Here is an 18,401-nt window from a genome sequence, read left to right as displayed (position 1 = left end):
GGTTGCAGGACCGGTTAGTTGGCAGGTGCGACGATAACTTCCGTGCCCTTGGCTTCAAACGCGGCCTTATCTTCAGCGCTGATCCCGGCGTCCGTGATGAGGTGCCGGAAGTCATACCCGGCCATGGCCGCAAAGGAGCGGCGGCCTACTTTCGAGGAGTCAGCCACCACGTAGGATTCGGTGGCCCGGCGCGCCATGACGGTGTTCACCATTGCTTCGCCTTCATCGGTGATCGTGGGGCCGAGGTCCGGGTCAACACCGTTGACCCCGATGAACGCAATGTCCAGGGCAACCTTCTGCATGATCACGTCGGTGTATGGCCCCACGAGCTCGTAGGAGCGCGGATTCAGGATGCCCCCGGTAACCATGATCTTGATGTTCGGACGAACGGCGAGCTGCGAGGCAATGTTGATCGCGTTGGTCACCACCGTGAGGGTTGGCCTGTTGGACGGTGCGTTGAGGTCCTCACGGGTGGACAACAGCTGCGCCAGCGCCGTGTTGGTGGTTCCCCCGCTCAAGCCGATCACGGCTCCGGGGCGGATCAGGGCCGATGCCGCCTGGGCGATCTCCTGCTTGGCCAGGGCGTGGTCGTCACGGTTATAGCGGCCCGGGAGATCGTACGCTACGGATCCGGTGGTGGCGCCACCGCGGGTACGGCTCAGCAGGCGTTGTTTCGCAAGGCTGTCCAGGTCCCGGCGTGCCGTGGCCGGTGACACGCCAAGCCGCGTCACGATGTCCTCGACTTCCACATGGCCGGATTCGGCCAGGAGGTCAAGGATGGCGGTCAGCCGATCGGTGCGGGTCATGACGAGCCTTTCGCGGGGTCTGGCTATTTCGCTTTGGCGAACAGCGTGAGCATACGTGCGGATTCCAGCGCCAGTGCGTCCCGGCCCGGCCTTGATGTACTTCCGGGAATCCACCACTGCAGGGTTGGCATCGAGGTACTCACGGACGGCACGGGTGAAGAACCCGTTCAAATGTGTGGATACGTTGATCTTAGTCATACCTGCGCCGATTGCGGCTACGAGCATGTCGTCTGTGACGCCTGAAGAGCCGTGCAGGACCAGTGGTTTTCCGACAGCAGACTTCAGCCGCGTGATTAGGTGCAGGTCCAATGCGGCGCTGCGTTCGGTCATGGCGTGGGAGGAGCCAACGGCGACGGCGAGCGCATCTACACCCGTTGCTTCAACAAACGCCTGCGCCTCCGCGGGGTCGGTCCGGACACCAGGTGCATGGGCGCCGTCCTTGCCTCCCACTTTGCCGAGTTCGGCCTCCACGTAAACTCCCCGCTCGTGGGCGTAGCGGGCTACCCGTTGTGTGACTTCGACGTTCCATTCGTAGGGCAAGTGCGCGCCGTCGAACATCACGGAGCCAAAGCCCAGGTCCACGGCCGCGATGGCGAGGTCCTCGGATTCGGCATGGTCCAGGTGAACGGCGACGGGCACTGATGCTTCGCGGGCGATCGCCAAAGCCGCCACCGCGATCGGTTCCAGTCCGCCGTGGTATTTGGCGCAGTTCTCCGAAATCTGCAGGATCAGTGGAACTCCCGCTGTCTCGGCACCCGCCACCAGTCCCTCCGCCGTTTCCACATGGATGACGTTGAACGCGCCTTGGCCCGTTCCGTTGGCCGCGGCCTTGTCCATCAATTCCCGCGTGCTGACAAGGGTCACCGGGTCTCCTTCCATGTCACGATGAGTTGTCCTTCAAGTTCCTGGTACCTGGGCGACATCTCGCCTGCTGCAGGCATGAGCACTGCCGCGGCGGACCAGGCTGTCGCCCGGAGCAGAATCTCGCGGGGTTCCGTAATGCCTTCGGCGAGGGCGACGGCGGCGGCCGCCACACCGGCGTCGCCCGCCCCTGTGGGGTTGCCGCTTAGGGGCCCGGGGAGGCGGGCACTCCAGTACCCGCCGGGTGATGCGTGGTCGAAGGCGAGCATTCCCTCCGCACCGGCGCTGACAAGGACCGTCCGGGCGCCCATGGCAATCAGCGAGAGCGCGGCGGCTTCCACGCTCAACTCCCCCGTGGCTTCCGCGAGCTCGTGGTGATTGGGTTTCAGGACATCGGCACCCGCCTGGGCTGCGGTGATGATTCCGGGTCCCGAGGTGTCAATGATGGCCGGGATGCCGGCGTCGTGTGCCAGCTTCACCAGGGACGGGTAGAAATCGGCAGGCGCATCCGGTGGCAGGCTGCCGGACCCCACCAGCACAGCGGCCGGACCTTCTCCGTCATCGCCGCGCAGGGCTTTCACGACGGCGGCGGTCAGCGAGCGCCAATCGTCCGGCAGGAGTGCCTGGCCCTCCTCGTTGAAAATGGAGGTTTCGCCGGCGAGGGTGTCCACGAGCGCGATGCTGCGGCGTGTCTCGGCGGCGACAGACACCAGCGTATGCGGCACCCCGCTCGTCCAAAGTTCAGCGGCCAGGGTCTGGCCCGCGGCTCCTCCGGTAGGAGCGATGGCCAGCACGGGATGGCCTACTTGGTGAACGACCCTGGCAACGTTGAGCCCTTTGCCCCCGGCACGGCTGATGGGTGTGGGAACCCTGTGGCTGGCGCCTTCGGTGATTCCGTGGACTGTGTAGGTCATGTCGATGGCCGGATTGGGGGTCACAGTGACAATCCGGGTTGCGGCATTTGGGGACGTGCCGTTGCGGGCCGCGTCCGGAGCGGTCATCGCGCACCATCCAGGAGCGCCCGTGCGTTCAATGCCGCTCCAAGGAGTCCGGCGTCCTGGCCAAGCTGGGCCTGGATGAGGCGTGGGCGTCGTTGGAAGTCCAGGATTTGGTCAACCCGGGCACGGAGCGGTTCGAGAAGGTCCTCGCCTGCTTCGGCCAGGCCCTCCCCCGATCACTACCGCTTCTGTGCCGATGATGTTCACGCACTGGCAGATCGTGAAGGCCAGGGCGTCCACGGCATCTGCCCACACACGGGCAGCCACGGCATCTCCCTTTTGGGACCGGAGCAGGACGTCGCGGGCACCGTCCACGGCATTCCCCGACTTCCTGCTGTACCGTTTGGCGATGGCGCCTGCCGAACCCACGGCCTCAAGGATGGTGGCCCCTGTTGCTTCAGTTCCGGCGTCGGGGTCCGGTACCTGGGCGTGGCCGAGTTCGCCGGCGAAACCACCGGCTGTGACGGCCACACCACCGGAGAAGACTGCCGCGGCGATTCCTGTGCCCACCACCATGACCACGACGTCGTTGAACTCTTTGGATCCGCCAAAGGCGTGTTCCACAGCAGCGGCGGAGCGGACATCGTGATCGAACGCCACGGGAAGCCCCAGCCTCTTCTCGGCCTCAGCAGTGAACGGGAAGTTACGCCACCCGAGGTTCGCGGAGTAGATCCCGATTCCTCCTACGGAATCCACGATGCCAGGGACGATGACGCCCGCTGCTTTGGCCGGGATGTGCGGAAACTCGGATGCGAGCTCCTCAGCGAGCCCTGCGAGCCTGTCCAGCACCGCTTCCCCTGGGTGCGCTGGATCAAGGGGCGTGGGTACCCGGCGCATGCCCAGGACGTTTCCGAAGGCATCCACGAGTCCGGCCTTGACGTCTGTACCGCCAACGTCGAAGGCCAGGACCGCTGATTCTGCCTGCCCAAGAACCATGACGGGGCCTAGGCGGAGGGGTCGAGAATGACGGAGCGCGTCAGGTTACGGGGCAGGTCCGGGTTCAGCCCACGGACGCGCGCACGTTCCAGGGTCACCTTGTGGACGCGGGCCAGTTCAGCCAGCGGGTGCTTGTCCGTGTGGATGTAAAGGGCGCCGGTAGCGGCCATGTCCTTGTCAAGGCCTTCAGGCTGTGCGCCAAACAGCCAGGTCACGCGTCCTGGCGCAGCGATGGAGATGGGACCATGGCGGTATTCCATGGCCGGGTAGGACTCGGTCCAGCCCTGCACGGCTTCGCGCATCTTAAGTCCTGCCTCGTGGGCCAGGCCAACCGTCCATCCGGTACCGAGGAAGGTGAATTGCTCAGCATCCAGGAGTTCCTGCGGCACGGGACCTGTCACTGCGTCCCTTGCGTCTTCGATAGCTTGCTTCAGGTCAATGCCAAGGCTGGCGAGCAAGTACACCAGTGCCGAGGTTGCGAAGCGGGTCTGCACCACCGATCGCTCATCTGCGTACGGGAGTCCAATCACGGTATCGGCCAGGTGAACGATTGGAGACGCCGTATCGCCAATGATGGCGACAGTGGGGACGATGCCCTTCAGCCCCGTCAGGATCTCCAGCACCTCAGTGGTGGTGCCGGACCGCGTAATGGCCACAACGGCGTCGTACTGGCGATCCGCACTGTTGCTGTTCAGGAAAGCCTCCGACGCCGCAAAGGCATCCGTCACGCCTTTGCCCGCGGATTCACGGGCGGCAGCATAGCTCTGGGCCATGAACCAGGAGGTGCCACAGCCGATGACGGCGATCCGCTGACCGTCGGCGGGAAGCAACTTCTCAGCACCGGCCTGGTCGATAGCCCGCTGCCAGACATCGGGCTGTGATACCAGCTCTTCTTCCATGAAGGCGCCCAGTGTGTTCTCGCTCATCGTGTGTTTCGCTCCTGCTCATCCAGTGACGTTTTATGATCTATAGAAACACTAAACGATCAATTTCGATCTCACAAGGATCATCTACTGGAGTGGATCAGGCAATTGGGCGCGCCAGTAGTCAGAACGCTCGTGCGGTCCGGCGAGCGGAATCAGTGAATGAAACAGTGAAGCGGAGCAGGGAAGGCCCGGCCTGTCCGTATTAGCCGATGATGGGCCGTTCTTCGGGCAGGTTGAACAGGCGGGGGCGTGAGGACAGGGCCAGTGCGGAAGCGACCGTGACGGTCCCGATACGGCCCGTAAACATCAGAACCATGAGTACCCACTCAGCCGATGGAGGAAGGTTGTACGTGATTCCTGTGCTCATGCCAACCGTGGCGAACGCCGAGATGGACTCGAACAGGACCTTCTCCAGGCTGTAGTCGGTAAACATGAGCAGCAGCATGGTTCCGGTAATGACCGCACCAATGCCGAGCAGGGCTACCGAAAGGGCCTGCCGAACCGAGGCAGGGCTAATGGACCGGTGGGCTATGGTCACATCGCCCCGGCCCCGGACTTCATTCCAGATGGCGAACGCCAGGAGGAGGAAAGTGGTGATCTTGATTCCACCCGCAGTTCCAGCGCTTCCCCCTCCGATGAACATCAGAATGTCGCTGACCATCAGCGTCTCCGGTGAGGCCACCCCGTAGTCGATGCTGTTGAATCCCGCGGTGCGCGGGAAGACACTTCCTGCGAAGGAACCGACGATCTTCCCCGGGAGGGCCAGCGGCCCCAGCGTTTCGGCCCGGTTCCATTCGAACGCGGCGAACAAAACGAAGCCGGCAATGAGCAAGAAGATCGTACCGAAGACTGTAAGGCGCAAATGAACCGTCCAGTTACGGACCCGCAGTCCCCCGCCGTTGAGCAAATGGATGAGGACGGGGAAGCCGAGACCACCTGAAATGATGGCCAGGCAGATGGGGACCAGGATGTAAGGGTCTTCGCGGAAACTGATCAGGTTGTCGCTGTAGAGCGCGAACCCGGCGTTGTTGAAGGCAGACACTGCGTGGAAGACGCCATGCCATAGCGCAACAGCTGGGTTGGAGTCGTAGGCGAACCAGAACCGGACAGCCAGGACTGCAGCCGTTACCGCCTCAAAAACGACCATGATACGGGCAACCCGGAACAGCACCGAGCGGACATCCCCGAGGTTGAGGGTGTGCGTTTCCGACTGCACAACAAGCTGGCCGCGCAAGCCGATGCTTTTGCGCACGAGCAGGGCCAGCAGGGTCGCGAGGGTCATAATGCCGAACCCGCCAACCTGGATCAATGCCAGAATCACGACATGCCCGAAAGGGGTCCAATAGGTTGCCGTGTCAACGGTAATCAGGCCCGTGACACACGTCGCGGACACGGCGGTGAACAGGGCCGTCATGAGCGAGGCTGGATCAGTGCCGTTGCGGGAAACGGGCAGCATCAGCAGGGCTGCGCCGAGGAGGATGACCGCCAGGAAGGCGAGGGGTACTGAGCGGACTGGGTGCGAAAGGGCACGCCCAAACACGTTTTCACGCCGCGTCTGTGGGTCCCGGTGCTTCCACCGCAGGCGTGCGTTGCCATTCCCGGCTCGCGGTGGTCCAGGGGTCCGGGTCGGCTTTGGTTTAGCCGACGGCTTGGGGTTAGCCGACATGGATGCCTGGCCGAAGGTCGGGGTCGGGTTCGTTTTCGCGGATGATTTCCCGGACCACAGGAGCGGTGTCGCCGCGGCCCAGCAGCAGGTAGCGCATCAGGTGTGCCAGGGGGTTGCCTTCGGACCATTCGAAATAGGCGTGGGGACGAACGCCTGTGGCGTTGCGGAGAGCCAGGAGGATCGCAGCGATCGCGTTCGGCGCGGCGGGGCTTTGGGCGCGCAGGACGCGGTGACCGGCAACTTCGACGCCGGTAACGGTGAGGGTATCGCTGAAGCTGGACGGGTCACTAACGTCGATTTCGAGGAAGATGACGTCGGCGGAGCCAGGTACCGGGTTCAATTCGCGCTGGTCGGTTTCCTTGGCCGCGTATTCGGCAGCGTCCCGTGCTTGAGGGCGATTGGCAATGAGGTTGAGCCGGCCGTCATAGTCGAGGGAATCTGCGATGAAACGACGCGCATTCTCGTCGAATTGGATTCGATCCACCCGCAACTCGGTCGTCCGGCTGACCCTGGAAACGAGGGACACCACGATGATGCCCAGGATGAAGAAGCCGGAGATGGTGAGTCCGTCAGGTTTCTCAATGACGTTCGCTATCAGGGCGTAAAGCAAAATGAGAGTCAGGACTACGAAGCCGCTGGCGGCCCGCCGTCGTTTTCGGCGAAGGGCGGAGATCGTCACAGCAGCCGATCCGGAAACCATCATGGCGAGGATCCCCGTGGCATAAGCTCCTGCCTGGGCGTTCACGTCTGCTTTGAAGCCGATGGTGATCAGGATGCTTACGGCTGTGTAGACGAGGACGACGGGGCGCACTGCCCGGGTCCAATCCGGCGCCATGCCATAGGACGGAAGATAGCGCGGGACGATGTTGACCAGTCCCGCCATGGCCGATGCCCCGGCAAACCAGAGGATGAGGATACTGCTGATGTCGTATACCGATCCGAATCCTTCACCGAGCCTTTGGTGTGCCAGGTAGGCCAAGGCACGGCCATTTGCTGCCCCGCCTTCCCGGAAAGCTTCTGCGGGTATCAGAACGGTCGTGACGAAGCTGCTGCCGATCAGATAGACGCTCATGATGACAGCAGCGGTCGTAAGGAGTTTGCGGGTGTTCCTGATACGGACGGCGAGCCGTTCCCCGGGTGTCGTATTCGCCGAGACCAGTGGCATCATGCTGACGCCGGTCTCGAATCCTGAAAGGCCCAGTACGAGGAGTGGGAAGGCGACAAGGGCAGGCAGGACCAGCCCACCCAAGCCTCCACCGGACGCGGCAGTCAGTGCTTCGGACCAGGAGGACAACAGAGCCGGAGAAGCTGCGATGTCCACGATCCCAACGCCGATGATGATGGCGTTCAGTCCCAAAAACACGGCTACGAGCGGGATCGCCACGGCCACGGCCCTCGCTGAAGCCCATCAGGAACACCCCGCCCAGGATCAGCAGGAGAACCACCGTCACGGCGACTGCTTGGCCTTCAAGGAAAGGCGGAACGAACGGGTTCTCCAGAAGGTGTACTGTTGCGTCGGCCGCGGACAGTGTGATGGTGATGATCCACGATGTCGCAACAAAGCCGAGAAGGACGAGTACGAAAATCTTGCCGCGCCAGAAAGGCAGCAGGTTCTCCAGCATGGCCACGGATCCCTGTCCGTGGGGACTTTCCTTTGCCACCCTTCGGTACATCGGCAGCATGCCCAGCAATGTCAGAGCAACGATTAACAGGGTCGCCAGCGGCGAAAGCGCACCCGCTGCCAGGGCTGCTATGCCGGGTAGGTAGGACAACGTTGAGAAGTAGTCGACACCCGTCAGGCACATGACCTTCCACCAGCTTTGTTGGGTGGCATGGTCCTCAACGGATTCAGGACCGACGGGCTGATGGACACGGTGTTCCAACAACCATCGCACCAGCGGATTTCCTGATTGCCGTTTGCGTTCAGGGTTTGGGATGCTGTCCGGAATGTCCTTCCGGGCCGATGTTGTCACTGCCTCGTCTTCCTGTCTGCCGACGTGATCCCGGGGAGCGTAGCACCGGAGAAAACGTGGAAACAGGAAAATCGGGGATCCTTTACGGTTCCTTTACGCCCCGCCCCCTTCACGCCGGAATTGTGTTCCAGCACGCGGGATGCCCGCGGCAACATTTGCAGCCTCCTCATAGCTGGAGGGTAACTTTTGGCGGAAGGCGGCATCAGCGTCCACACGGAGCACGTCGGCGGCCAGCACCCGTACGTGAACAAGCTCCTCGTAGGATTCGCTGCAGCCGAGGACGTCTCCACGAACGTTGGGTCCGTGAGAAGCCGGGTCAGAGGATACCTGGAAAATGATCCACCAGGTATCGCCGGCATTGTCCCTGAAGAGGTAGCCCCCCGGAGGGCGATACGCTGCGCCGTCTACACCGCGTCCTCCGTAACCCTCCACTGAGTCCGGCGGTGCAGCGAACCTCACTCCGCCGTCGGTATCGCCTTGATGCGGGCCCATGCGGGAACACCTCCTTGGTCAGCCGACGTGGACCCACGGGCGTTGGGTGACATCGGGCACTGCCTCACGCAGCACTTCCCTTGTGACGGGAGCGATTTCGCCCTCGCCCAGGAACAGGAAGCGCAGGAGATTGGTGAAAGGATTTCCTTCGGTCCACCGGAAGTAGATATGTGGCATGAGCCCGGTGACGTCCCGGATATGGAGCAGGACGGACGCGATCGTGTTAGGTACCACGGGGCCGTGGACCTCCAGGATCCGGTACCCGTGCCGCGTCACGCCGTGTACTTGTAGTTCCGTTTCGAAGTCAGATGAATCGTCGACGATCACTTCGAGGAAGATGGCTTGCTGTTCCAGCGGCAGGTGGCTGACCTCGATCGCTGAAGTGAGCTTGTCCCGGTACGCTTCGGCGGTGAGCCGCAGCGGTTCGTGGGCGATGATTGCGATGGGGCCTTCGAGGGTGTCGGACATGAATTCCAGGGCCTGGCGGTCCAGATGGACGCGTGTGGCGTGGAGTTCGAAGGAGCGGCGGATGCGCGAGAGCAGGGAAATCACGATGATGCCCAGAATGAAGACTCCGGCGATCCTGATGCCCTCGGGCCGTTCGAAGATATTGGCGATCGTGGTGTATGTGAACACCAGGGAGATGATGCCAAAGCCCATGGTGCGTTTTCGCTGCCTGCGCCGGCGTGCAGAGAGCGTGACGGCAACAGCTGCCGAGGTCATGAGCACAAGCACGCCGGTGGCGTAGGCGCCGCCCTGGGCATCGACGTCGGCTTCAAAGAGGAAGGTAATGAGGAAACCGACGAGGGTGAAGACGAGCACCAGGGGGCGGACGGCTTTGGCCCAGCCTGGGGCCATGCCGTATCGGGGCAGGTATCGCGGGACGAGGTTCAGCAGTCCGGCCATGGCGGAGGCTCCGGCGAACCATAGGATCGCGATGGTGCTGATGTCATAGATGCTGCCGAATCCCACGCCGAGGTACTCGTGGGCGAGGAAGGCCAGGGCGCGGCCGTTGGCTTGTCCGCCGGGTTGGAATTCCTGTTCCGGGATCAGTACGACGGTGATGAAACTGGTGGTGACCAGGAATCCGCTCATGATGACAGCTGCGGTGGTGAGCATTTTGCGGGTTCCGCGGATGCGGCCTTCGGGGTTTTCCTCTGTGTCGGTGTCGTCTCCGCGGACCTGGGGCATGACGGCGACGCCTGTTTCGAAGCCTGACAGGCCGAGGGCAAGTTTGGGAAAGACGAGCAGGGCGATTCCCACCACCATGACCGGGTCCCCGTGCGAGGTCCAGAGCGCGTTCCACCAGCCGCCCATGGCGACCGGGTGCGTGAACACCTGGGCGAGGGTTACGGCCACGACCACGGCATTCAGGCCCAGGTAAAGGACGACGAGGACGACGGCCACTCCGATGGCTTCCTTGAAACCGCGGAGGAAGACGGCAGCCAGCAGAGCCAGAAGGAAGAGCGTGACGAGGATGTTCTGGCCCTGCAACCAACCTGGGGCCACAGGGTTCTGAATCAGGTGTGCACTTGCGTCTGCGGCGGAGAGGGTCATGGTGATCATGAAGTCGGTGGCGGCGAATCCGAGCAGGATGAGGACGAAGAGCTTGCCGCCCCAGCGTGGCAGGAGGCGTTCAAGCATGGCAATGGAGCCTTCGCCGCGATGACTTTCCCGGGCCACGCGGCGGTAGACGGGCAGGGCGCCGAACAGGGTGACGACGATGAGCACCATGGTAGCCAATGGTGAGATCACACCGGCGGCCAGCGCCGCGATTGCCGGCTGGTAACCCAAGGTGGAGAAGTAATCGACGCCGGTCAGGCACATGACCTGCCACCACGGATGCTTCTTCTCATTGGCCGCAGTTAGTCCGCCGGGACCCTGGTGCGTGCCTTTGCTGTCCTGGAGCCCGAACAACAACCAGTTTTTCAGCGCGGCTTTGCCGCCCGGCTTGGGCGCCGACGGGTCAGCCGGGGGCCTGCTCAACGTGGTCATGGTTTCCCTTCCGCGCGGTCAATGCACCGCGGTCACAGCCGAAGCTAACACCGACAGAAGGCATTGAAACGGGAAAGGCATTTCTATTTACGAATCATTTACACCCCTCCGGAACGCCCCGGCTGTCCCTTGAAGACTTGCCCGTCGCTGCCGGTTATGGCTCGAAGCGGTAACCCATTCCGGCCTCGGTGAGCAGATGCCTGGGACGGGCAGGGTCGGCTTCAAGTTTGCGTCGCAGCTGTCCCATATAGACGCGGAGGTAATGCGTTTCTCCGTCGTAACCCGGCCCCCAGATCCTGGCAAGCATCTGCTGCTGGGTGATGAGCCGTCCCGGGTTGCAGACCAGCAGTTGCAGGATGGCCCATTCCCGCGGGGTCAGCCGTACTGGTGAGCCATCGCGTGTCACTTTCTTCTTTTCGAGGTCCACTGCGAAGTCCCCGACGTCGACAATCACAACTTGTTCGCCGCCGTCGGACGTGCCCAGACGGCGTTCGGCGACGCGCAACCGTGCCAGTAGCTCATCCAGGCCAAACGGTTTCGTGACGTAGTCATCCGCGCCGGCATCCAAAGCGCGGACTTTGTCCACGGACCCTTGCCGGGCAGACAGGACAATGATCGGGGTACTGCTGGAACGGCGGATCGCAGTGATGACGTCAACGCCATTAATGTCCGGAAGTCCAAGATCCAGAACGATGAGGTCCGGGTGGTTGGCCGTGGCCTGCTGCAGAGCAGCGGTGCCGTCCAGTGCCGTCAGCACTTGATATCCCTCAGCACGCAGATTTACCTGCAAAGCGCGCAGCAGTTGGGGTTCGTCGTCTACGACGAGTACAGTCCTCATGGCTCCCTTCGTTCCGGGGTGCCGGGTGCGTGATGTGGGTTTCCGTCCCCGGTGGAAAGAGGAAGGCGGATGACAACGGTCAGTCCCCCTCCTGGTGTCGGTTCCGCCCTTAGTTGGCCGCCCATCGCTTCGGTAAATCCTTTCGCAACGGCCAGTCCGAGTCCTATTCCCAGGCCCGCCGGCGCGTCGTCCAGCCGCTGGAACGGCTCAAACATCGCGATCACATCCGCGGCGGCCACCCCCTGGCCGTGGTCCACAATCCTCAGTTCTCCACAGGGGCGTCCTTCAATCGTGGCAACCCCTGGCCTATTGGCTGGTCCATTGGCAGGTCCCACGATGGCGATATCCGAGCCCGCCGCGTATTTCAGGGCATTCTCGACGATATTGGCAATGACGCGTTCCAGCATGCCGAGGTCGGCATCAATGGCTGGCGTGTCAGGAGCCAGATCGATCCGGATCGCTCCTGCCGGCAGACCCCGCAGCGCATCTTCGATGGCATCACGCCAGGTCACCGAAGATGTGAGCGGGGCGGTGGATCCGCTGGAGATCCGCGACATGTCCAACAGATTGCCCACCAAGGAGTCAAGACGGTCCGCATAGGAGTCGATGGTATGGAGCATCTCGTCCTGTACGTCTTCGGCAAGCCGTCCCTTCTGGCGCTGCAAGGCGGTCACGGCCAGCTTGATTCCGGCCAATGGCGTCCGCAAGTCGTGGCTGACGGCATTCAGAATGGACGTCCGTATGCTGTTGCCCTCAGCCATTTTCGTGGTCGCCTTCAGCCGGAGCTGGAGTGCATGACGTTGCCGGAGTAAAAGCAGGTGGGTCGCGTGTGCCGCCAGCAGCCGCCGCTCTCCGGCGGTGAGGGTCCTGCCGGAAACCACAAGGGCCGTCCCGGTATCTGCCATCTCGCAAGCACCGCCGCCTGATTCAGCCGAGCCCGGAGGCTTTGGCTGCGGTTCACCCGACTGGGCCTGGAGTTCCCAGCCCTCGCCTGTTCCGGGGGTCCTGGTAAACAAGCCCACCGAGCGGACCTGGAAGGTCTCCCGGACCTTATCCAGAAATGCCGCAATGGTGTCGTTCTCGATCAGGGCGTCCCTCGCCAACTCCAACAGTGTCCCTGCCTCGGCACGGGCATGAATAGCCTCCTGGGCCCGCTTGGCCGAGAGGCCTACGACCAAGGACACAGCAATCCCCGCCCCCAAAAACACGAACAAGGCAAACAGAATCTGCGGGTCATTGATTCTGAAAGTTCCGACCGGTTCGGTCTCGAAATAATTCAGCAACAACGAGTCCAGAATCGCGGCCAGCACGGCAGGCCAGAGACCACCGATGAACGCCACCGCCATCACTCCGGTCAAATGCACCAGTACATGGGTGGCAAAGTTCAGATCCGGGGCAAAGGACATCACCGCCGTGGCCAGAACGGGGATGAGTACCGCCAAAACAAACCCCGCCGTGGTCCTGGCCCGGCCCAGCCCTCCTGAACGTATCCGAACAATTCCCGTTGCCATGTCCACAGTCTGTCAGCTGTGCCAGCGTTCTGGCTGAATGCTGAAGCAGAAAGGGCGACGTCCCCACCGGAACGCCGCCCTACCTTGCTTACAACCTGCCTTAGACGGCGCGAACGCCCGCCCGCCACACAGAATGCGTCAAGGGAATCCCTGGCCGGTACGCCAAGTGCGTTGCCGACGGCGCCTTCAGCATGTGAAGGTCCGCGCGATGACCGACGGCGAGCGAACCCACCGCCCGTTCGCCGTCGACGTCGTTCCCTGACTCCCGACCCAACGCCAGCGCGCCGCCGTACGTCGCCGCCCGGACCGCTTCATGGACGCTGAGGTGCATCTGCAGGACCGCCGTGGTCACACAGAAGGCAATGGAACTCGTGTAGGAGGTGCCAGGGTTGCAGTTGGCGGCCAGGGCGATCTGGACGCCCGCATCAATCAGTTCCCGGCCTGGCGCGAGCGGCTGTCGCGTGGACAAGTCACAGGCAGGCAAGCACGTTGCGACGGTTCCACGGACTCCACTGCCCGTGGCCGGGTCCCAACCCGCCCAGGTTCCCGCGAGCGCGTCAACGTCCTTGTCCGAAAGATAGTTCACGTGGTCCACGCTGGCGGCCGCGAACTCCACGGCCAACGCCACACCTGGCCCCTCGCCCAGCTGGTTGCCATGCACGCGCAGTCCCAACCCGGCATCCCGGGCAGCCGTCAGGACCCGGCGCGACTGCTCCTCCGTGAAGGCACCGCGCTCGCAGAACACGTCCGCCCAGCGCACGTGCGGCCGGACGGCGTCGAGCATTTCACCGCAGACCAGGTCCGTGTACTCCTCCGGATCGGACCCGGCCGGCACCAGGTGCGCGCCGAGATAGGTGACCTCGTCTACCAGGGCCGCGGCGATGCGTGCACTCCGGGCCTCGTTCTCCACGTCCAAGCCGTAGCCGGTCTTGCTCTCAAGGTAAGTAGTTCCCTGCGAGACGGCTTCCTCCACCCGCTCCTGCACCAGGCGGGCGAGGTCTTCGTCGCTGACGCTGCGCGTGGCACCCGTGGTGACGGCAATCCCGCCGGCGCTATAGCTCTGCCCGGCCATCCGGGCCTCAAACTCGGCTGTGCGGTCACCGGCGAAAACGAGGTGGGAGTGCGAGTCGACCCAGCCGGGCAGGACGGCGCGGCCTTCGGCGTCGATCTTTGTATCGGCCACGGGAGCATCCTTGCTGGGCCCGATCCAGGCAATGCGCTCGCCTTCGAACACGATCGCGGCGTCCTTGAGGACACGATGCTCCAGGTCCTGGGTCATCAGCTCGCCGATGTTGGTGATGAGAGTGCTGTTTTGTCCTGGACTGCTGATTCCGCTCATGTCCCTATTGTTCAGCGCCGGATGGACCAGCGGACGGCCGCAAGCTGCTCAGCTGTCCGGGATTCCGGACTGTCGGCCTCTACGTTTCCCAGGATGAGGTCTGCGGCAAGTTCAGCGATGGCCGAGGACGTCTGGAATCCATAGCCGCCCTGCCCTGCCAGCCAGAAGAAGCCCTTCGCTTCGGCGTCGAAACCAACCACGGGGATTCCGTCCGCAGCTTCCGTGCGCAACCCCGTCCACGCCCGGTCCACTGAACGGATGCCCAAGGACGTCACTGAGTTGAGCCTGCTGATGAGTTTGTCCACATCGCCGGCATAGGGTTTGGCGTCTTCGGCCCCGCTGGGCACGGTTTCCGACGGAGAGATGAGCACCTGGTCACCCTCGGCGCGGAAGTAGAACGAGTGATCGGCCGCAGCCACCATTGGCGTTTGCCGCGTCAACGATTGCTCGACGTTAACAATCGCCGCAGTCCTCCGATACGGCTGCAGTCCCAACTTCTCCACGCCGCTGATAACGGCCAACTCATCCGCCCACGCACCTGCGGCGTTAACCACGACGGCGGACTGGAAACCTTCCGTTCCGGCACCCACCTGCCAGCCGCTTCCGAGCCGCTGGGCCGAGTGAACGCGCGCACCGGTGATGATGTCGGCCCCGGCGGCCCTCGGCCCTCGTCCGGTGATCTTCCAACAAGGCGGGTGCATCGCAACCAAACGAGCCATTGTCCAATCCTGCCGCCGTGAACGAGTCCGGTTTCAGGACCGGGCAGAGCTGCATGGCTTCTGCGTGGGTGATTGTGTGCATGTTGCCGCTGGCCTCTGCCTGGACAGTTTCCTCATCGCCCACCAGCATGAAGCCGCGCGGGGTAAGGACGGGCTCAGGAAGTTCGGCGTCGCGCGCCCTCATCATTTCCAAGGTCCGGACAGTCAACTCCTGCACCACGGGCGGACCGTAGCTTGGGATCAACTGGCGGGCCGACCTCGAAGAAGTATGGAAGGCCAACGACTGCTCCGCCTCCACCAGTGCAACCGTGCACTTCCCTGCAAGCGCGGACGCCAGGGAAAGCCCCGCAATGCCGCCGCCAACGATTACCACGTCATAATTCGAAGCCATGGCTCCATCCTGTCAGAAGGCATGACGGGTGCCCAGATCGATGCGCTCTCACATCCAACCCCCAAACGGCCCGATCTTCTCTCACATCCACCCCCCAAACGGCCCGATGTTCTCTCACATCCACCCCCCAAACGGCCCGATGTTCTCTCACATCCACCCCCCAAACGGCCCGATCTTCTCTCACATCCACCCCACACCGGCCCGATGCTCTCTCCCATCCACCCCCCAACGGCCCGATGCTCTCTCCCTTGCCTCAAGAAAGTGAGAGAACATGCGGCCGTATGGTTTTCTGAGACAGCTTGATGGGAGATTCGTTTCAGATGACCACGCCCAGAAGAAAATATGATGCCGCTTTCCGTGAGGAAGCGGTGCGGCTGGTGCTGTCCACGAACCGTTCGGTGAAGCAGGTCGCCGAGGAGATCGGGGTGAAGGAAAGCACGCTGGGGAACTGGCTTCACCGACATCGGGAACGTCAACCAAATGCCCCTGTCCCGTCCGAGGACAGGGGGCCCCGGTTGCCTGGGAAGAACACCAAAAGGCCTTGGCCGAGAACGCCAGGTTGAAGGCCGAGGTCGAGTTCCTGGGAAAAGTCAGCGCCTTCTTTGCCGCGAAGCAAAAGTAGAGGATTTCTACGAGTTCATCGAAGCGGAGAAGGCCAACCATTCAGTGGTGTGGCTGTGCCGGGCATTGAAGGTCTCACGGGCCTCGTTCTATCGGTGGCGCAACCCCGCCGGGCCCTCACCACGTGCCGTGCGGCATGAGGATCTGGTCACCGCGGTCACCGACCTCTATACGAAGGAGGAAGGCCGTGCCGGACGGGACCAGTTGGCCTTGTTGCTGAACGCGGCCGGGACCAAGGTCTCCGCCCCAACCGTCGGAGCCATCATGCGCGAGACCGGTCTGCGTGCCATCCGAACTCGGGCCTGGAAACAGACCACGGTCCAGGACCCGCAGGCCAAGACCGCCCACATCGAGAACCACATGCTCGACACCGACGGCAAACGCGACTTCACCTCCACCGTGCCCGGGACCCGTCTGGTCGGCGATATCACCTACCTGCGCACCGGCGAAGGCTGGCTCTACCTGGCCACCGTCATCGATCTGTTCTCCGGCATGGTCATTGGCTGGTCCATGGCCGGACACATGCGTGCGAGCCTGTGCACCGCGGCCCTGCAGATGGCCCGGAACCACGGGCGCTTCGCCGAGGATTCTGTGGTCTTCCACTCCGACCGCGGCGCCCAGTACACCTCTGAGGAATTCCAGCAATGGTGCGGCACGAACGCGGTCACTCAGTCCATGGGCAAGGTAGGGGTGTGCTGGGACAACGCGGTCGCCGAGAACTTCTTCTCCCACCTCAAAACCGAGTTCTACCACCACCACCGCTTCGGTTCCAGGCTCGCCGCCCGGACCGCCGTGATGGACTACATCGAGGGCTGGTACAACCGCCGCCGACCCAACCGCCGGGCCGGCGGCGCACCACCCGTAACAGCCCACACCGCTTACCAAACCACCGTTCAGGGACCCCTGGCCGCCTAACCAACAACAACGAGAACTGTCTCAAAAACTTGACGAGCGCAACATCCGCCGGGAGCCCGCAGGATGTGAGAGCGGATCCGGTCAAAAGGGGCAGGATGTGAGAGCGGATCCGGTCAAAAGGGGCAGGATGTGAGAGAAGATCCGGTCAAAAGGGGCAGGATGTGAGAGAACATCGGGGGCAGGGCAGCTTACGCAACCGCTGCGCGACTCTTCACGAACGCCTGAACGCAAGCTTCGACGTCGTCCGCGCTGTGTGCGGCGGAAAGCTGGACGCGGATGCGGGCCGCTCCCTTCGGCACCACCGGGTAGCTGAAGGCGGTGACGAACACACCGTGACCGAGCATCTCGTCGGCCACCTTTGCGGCCACGACGGCATCCCCGAACATGACGGGAATGATGGCGTGTTCGCCGTCGAGCAGCTCGAAGCCTTCCTCGCTCATGCGGCGGCGGAAGAGGGCAGCGTTTTCGAACAGGCGGGTGCGGAGTTCACCGGATTCCTGCACGAGCTCGATCGCCTTGATGGTGGCGGCCACGATGGCGGGTGCCAGGGAGTTGGAGAACAGGTAGGGGCGCGCCTTCTGGCGCAGCATCGCTACGATCTCGCCACGTCCGGAAACATAACCGCCGGAGGCGCCACCGAGGGCCTTGCCGAAGGTACCCGTGAAAATGTCCACGCGATCCGAAACACCAGCGTGTTCGGGAGTGCCGGCACCCGTGGGGCCCATAAACCCGACGGCATGGGAATCGTCCACCATGACAAGGGCATCGTGCTTTTCGGCGAGGTCACAGATGGCTTCAAGCGGCGCGAGGTAGCCGTCCATGGAGAACACACCATCGGTGACGATGATCTTCCGACGGGACCCCTCGGCCTCAACGAGCTTGGCCTCAAGGTCAGCCATGTCCTGGTTGGCATAGCGGAAGCGCTTGGCCTTGCTCAGCCGAATGCCGTCGATGATGGATGCGTGGTTGAGGGAGTCCGAGATGATCGCGTCTTCAGGGCCGAAGAGTGACTCAAACACGCCGCCGTTGGCATCGAAGCAGCTGGAGAACAGAATCGTGTCCTCGGTGCCCAAAAACGCCGAGACACGCGCCTCGAGTTCCAGGTGAAGATCCTGGGTGCCGCAAATGAAGCGCACAGAGGCCATGCCAAAGCCGCGCTCGTCCATCGCGGACTTGGCTGCGGCGATGATGTCAGGGTGGTCGGCAAGGCCAAGGTAGTTGTTGGCGCAGAAGTTCAGCACGGTGTTGGCTGGCTGGCCGAGTTGGCCTGCGGCGATGTGGCTGGCCTGCGGGGAATCGATGTGGCGTTCGGTCTTGAAGAGGCCTGCGCTGCGGATCTCGTCGAGTTCGCCCTGGAGTTGGTCTTTGATGGCTGAGTACATGGGGTGCTCCTGAATACGTCGGGAAGGGTTCG

At 63.0% G+C, this 18,401-nt stretch carries 10 protein-coding genes and 5 pseudogenes; 1 reads left to right on the top strand and 14 read right to left on the bottom strand.

Translation table 11 applies throughout. The features are described from left to right. Positions 1–14: 14 nt before the first annotated feature. The 13 genes and pseudogenes from LDP01_RS17570 to LDP01_RS17510 all read right to left on the bottom strand — a co-directional run bounded on the left by LDP01_RS17570 (position 15) and on the right by LDP01_RS17510 (position 15,451). Positions 15–806 carry a DeoR/GlpR family DNA-binding transcription regulator gene (locus tag LDP01_RS17570; protein WP_224092101.1) on the bottom strand — a complete coding sequence of 264 codons (792 nt, stop codon included), beginning with the start codon at positions 804–806 and terminating at the stop codon, positions 15–17. Positions 807–829: 23 nt separating this feature from the next. Then, a pseudogene (locus LDP01_RS17565) lies at positions 830–1,685 on the bottom strand (class II fructose-bisphosphate aldolase). Continuing rightward, the gene (locus LDP01_RS17560) at positions 1,667–2,668 is read right to left on the bottom strand and encodes a 1-phosphofructokinase family hexose kinase (RefSeq protein ID WP_224092099.1); all 1,002 of its coding nucleotides are present in this window, start codon (positions 2,666–2,668) and stop codon (positions 1,667–1,669) included. Before LDP01_RS17560 ends, LDP01_RS17565 begins: the two are co-directional and overlap by 19 nt. After that, positions 2,665–3,601: pseudogene (locus LDP01_RS17555) on the bottom strand (ROK family protein). Before LDP01_RS17555 ends, LDP01_RS17560 begins: the two are co-directional and overlap by 4 nt. A gap of 8 nt (positions 3,602–3,609) precedes the next feature. Further along, positions 3,610–4,527, bottom strand: a complete 918-nt coding sequence (locus tag LDP01_RS17550; RefSeq protein ID WP_224092089.1) for an SIS domain-containing protein — start codon at positions 4,525–4,527, stop codon at positions 3,610–3,612. Between the two features lie 202 nt (positions 4,528–4,729). Further along, entirely contained in the window at positions 4,730–6,067 is a 1,338-nt protein-coding gene (locus tag LDP01_RS17545; protein WP_224092087.1) for a TrkH family potassium uptake protein, read from the bottom strand. Positions 6,068–6,182: 115 nt separating this feature from the next. After that, a pseudogene (locus tag LDP01_RS17540) lies at positions 6,183–8,142 on the bottom strand (amino acid transporter). A gap of 117 nt (positions 8,143–8,259) precedes the next feature. Further along, entirely contained in the window at positions 8,260–8,658 is a 399-nt protein-coding gene (locus LDP01_RS17535; RefSeq protein ID WP_224092085.1) for a hypothetical protein, read from the bottom strand. Positions 8,659–8,676: 18 nt separating this feature from the next. Next, positions 8,677–10,653 (bottom strand): APC family permease, encoded by a 1,977-nt coding sequence (locus LDP01_RS17530; RefSeq protein ID WP_224092074.1) that lies wholly within the window; start codon positions 10,651–10,653, stop codon positions 8,677–8,679. A gap of 154 nt (positions 10,654–10,807) precedes the next feature. Beyond that, positions 10,808–11,491, bottom strand: a complete 684-nt coding sequence (locus LDP01_RS17525) for a response regulator (protein ID WP_224092072.1) — start codon at positions 11,489–11,491, stop codon at positions 10,808–10,810. Continuing rightward, a complete protein-coding gene (locus LDP01_RS17520) occupies positions 11,488–13,002 on the bottom strand; it encodes a sensor histidine kinase (RefSeq protein WP_224092070.1) in 1,515 nt (504 codons plus the stop codon). Before LDP01_RS17520 ends, LDP01_RS17525 begins: the two co-directional genes overlap by 4 nt. Before the next feature lie 100 nt (positions 13,003–13,102). Then, a complete protein-coding gene (gene hutI, locus LDP01_RS17515) occupies positions 13,103–14,341 on the bottom strand; it encodes an imidazolonepropionase (RefSeq protein WP_224092068.1) in 1,239 nt (412 codons plus the stop codon). A gap of 11 nt (positions 14,342–14,352) precedes the next feature. Further along, a pseudogene (locus LDP01_RS17510) lies at positions 14,353–15,451 on the bottom strand (NAD(P)/FAD-dependent oxidoreductase). Between the two features lie 320 nt (positions 15,452–15,771). Between LDP01_RS17510 and LDP01_RS17500 the strand changes: the two are divergent. Beyond that, positions 15,772–16,987: pseudogene (locus LDP01_RS17500) on the top strand (IS3 family transposase). Positions 16,988–17,175: 188 nt separating this feature from the next. On the opposite strand, the gene kbl reads toward LDP01_RS17500, so the two are convergent. Next, positions 17,176–18,369: a glycine C-acetyltransferase gene (gene kbl / locus LDP01_RS17495; RefSeq protein WP_224092061.1), complete on the bottom strand. Its 1,194-nt coding sequence runs from the start codon at positions 18,367–18,369 to the stop codon at positions 17,176–17,178. Between the last annotated feature and the right edge of the window lie 32 nt (positions 18,370–18,401).

This window comes from Arthrobacter sp. StoSoilB13, assembly GCF_019977255.1.
In the GTDB taxonomy this organism is placed as follows: domain Bacteria; phylum Actinomycetota; class Actinomycetes; order Actinomycetales; family Micrococcaceae; genus Arthrobacter.
The sequence above is the reverse complement of the archived record's forward strand: the minus strand, read 5'-3'. Positions and strand labels throughout refer to the sequence as shown.

What these genes read in the sequence shown, in the direction of transcription:
- LDP01_RS17530 (WP_224092074.1), bottom strand. Translation starts at nt 10,653, where the DNA reads ATGACCACGTTGAGCAGGCCCCCGGCTGACCCGTCGGCGCCCAAGCCG.
- LDP01_RS17520 (WP_224092070.1), bottom strand. Translation starts at nt 13,002, where the DNA reads ATGGCAACGGGAATTGTTCGGATACGTTCAGGAGGGCTGGGCCGGGCC.
- hutI (WP_224092068.1), bottom strand. Translation starts at nt 14,341, where the DNA reads ATGAGCGGAATCAGCAGTCCAGGACAAAACAGCACTCTCATCACCAAC.
- LDP01_RS17525 (WP_224092072.1), bottom strand. Translation starts at nt 11,491, where the DNA reads ATGAGGACTGTACTCGTCGTAGACGACGAACCCCAACTGCTGCGCGCT.
- kbl (WP_224092061.1), bottom strand. Translation starts at nt 18,369, where the DNA reads ATGTACTCAGCCATCAAAGACCAACTCCAGGGCGAACTCGACGAGATC.
- LDP01_RS17560 (WP_224092099.1), bottom strand. Translation starts at nt 2,668, where the DNA reads ATGACCGCTCCGGACGCGGCCCGCAACGGCACGTCCCCAAATGCCGCA.
- LDP01_RS17535 (WP_224092085.1), bottom strand. Translation starts at nt 8,658, where the DNA reads ATGGGCCCGCATCAAGGCGATACCGACGGCGGAGTGAGGTTCGCTGCA.
- LDP01_RS17570 (WP_224092101.1), bottom strand. Translation starts at nt 806, where the DNA reads ATGACCCGCACCGATCGGCTGACCGCCATCCTTGACCTCCTGGCCGAA.
- LDP01_RS17550 (WP_224092089.1), bottom strand. Translation starts at nt 4,527, where the DNA reads ATGAGCGAGAACACACTGGGCGCCTTCATGGAAGAAGAGCTGGTATCA.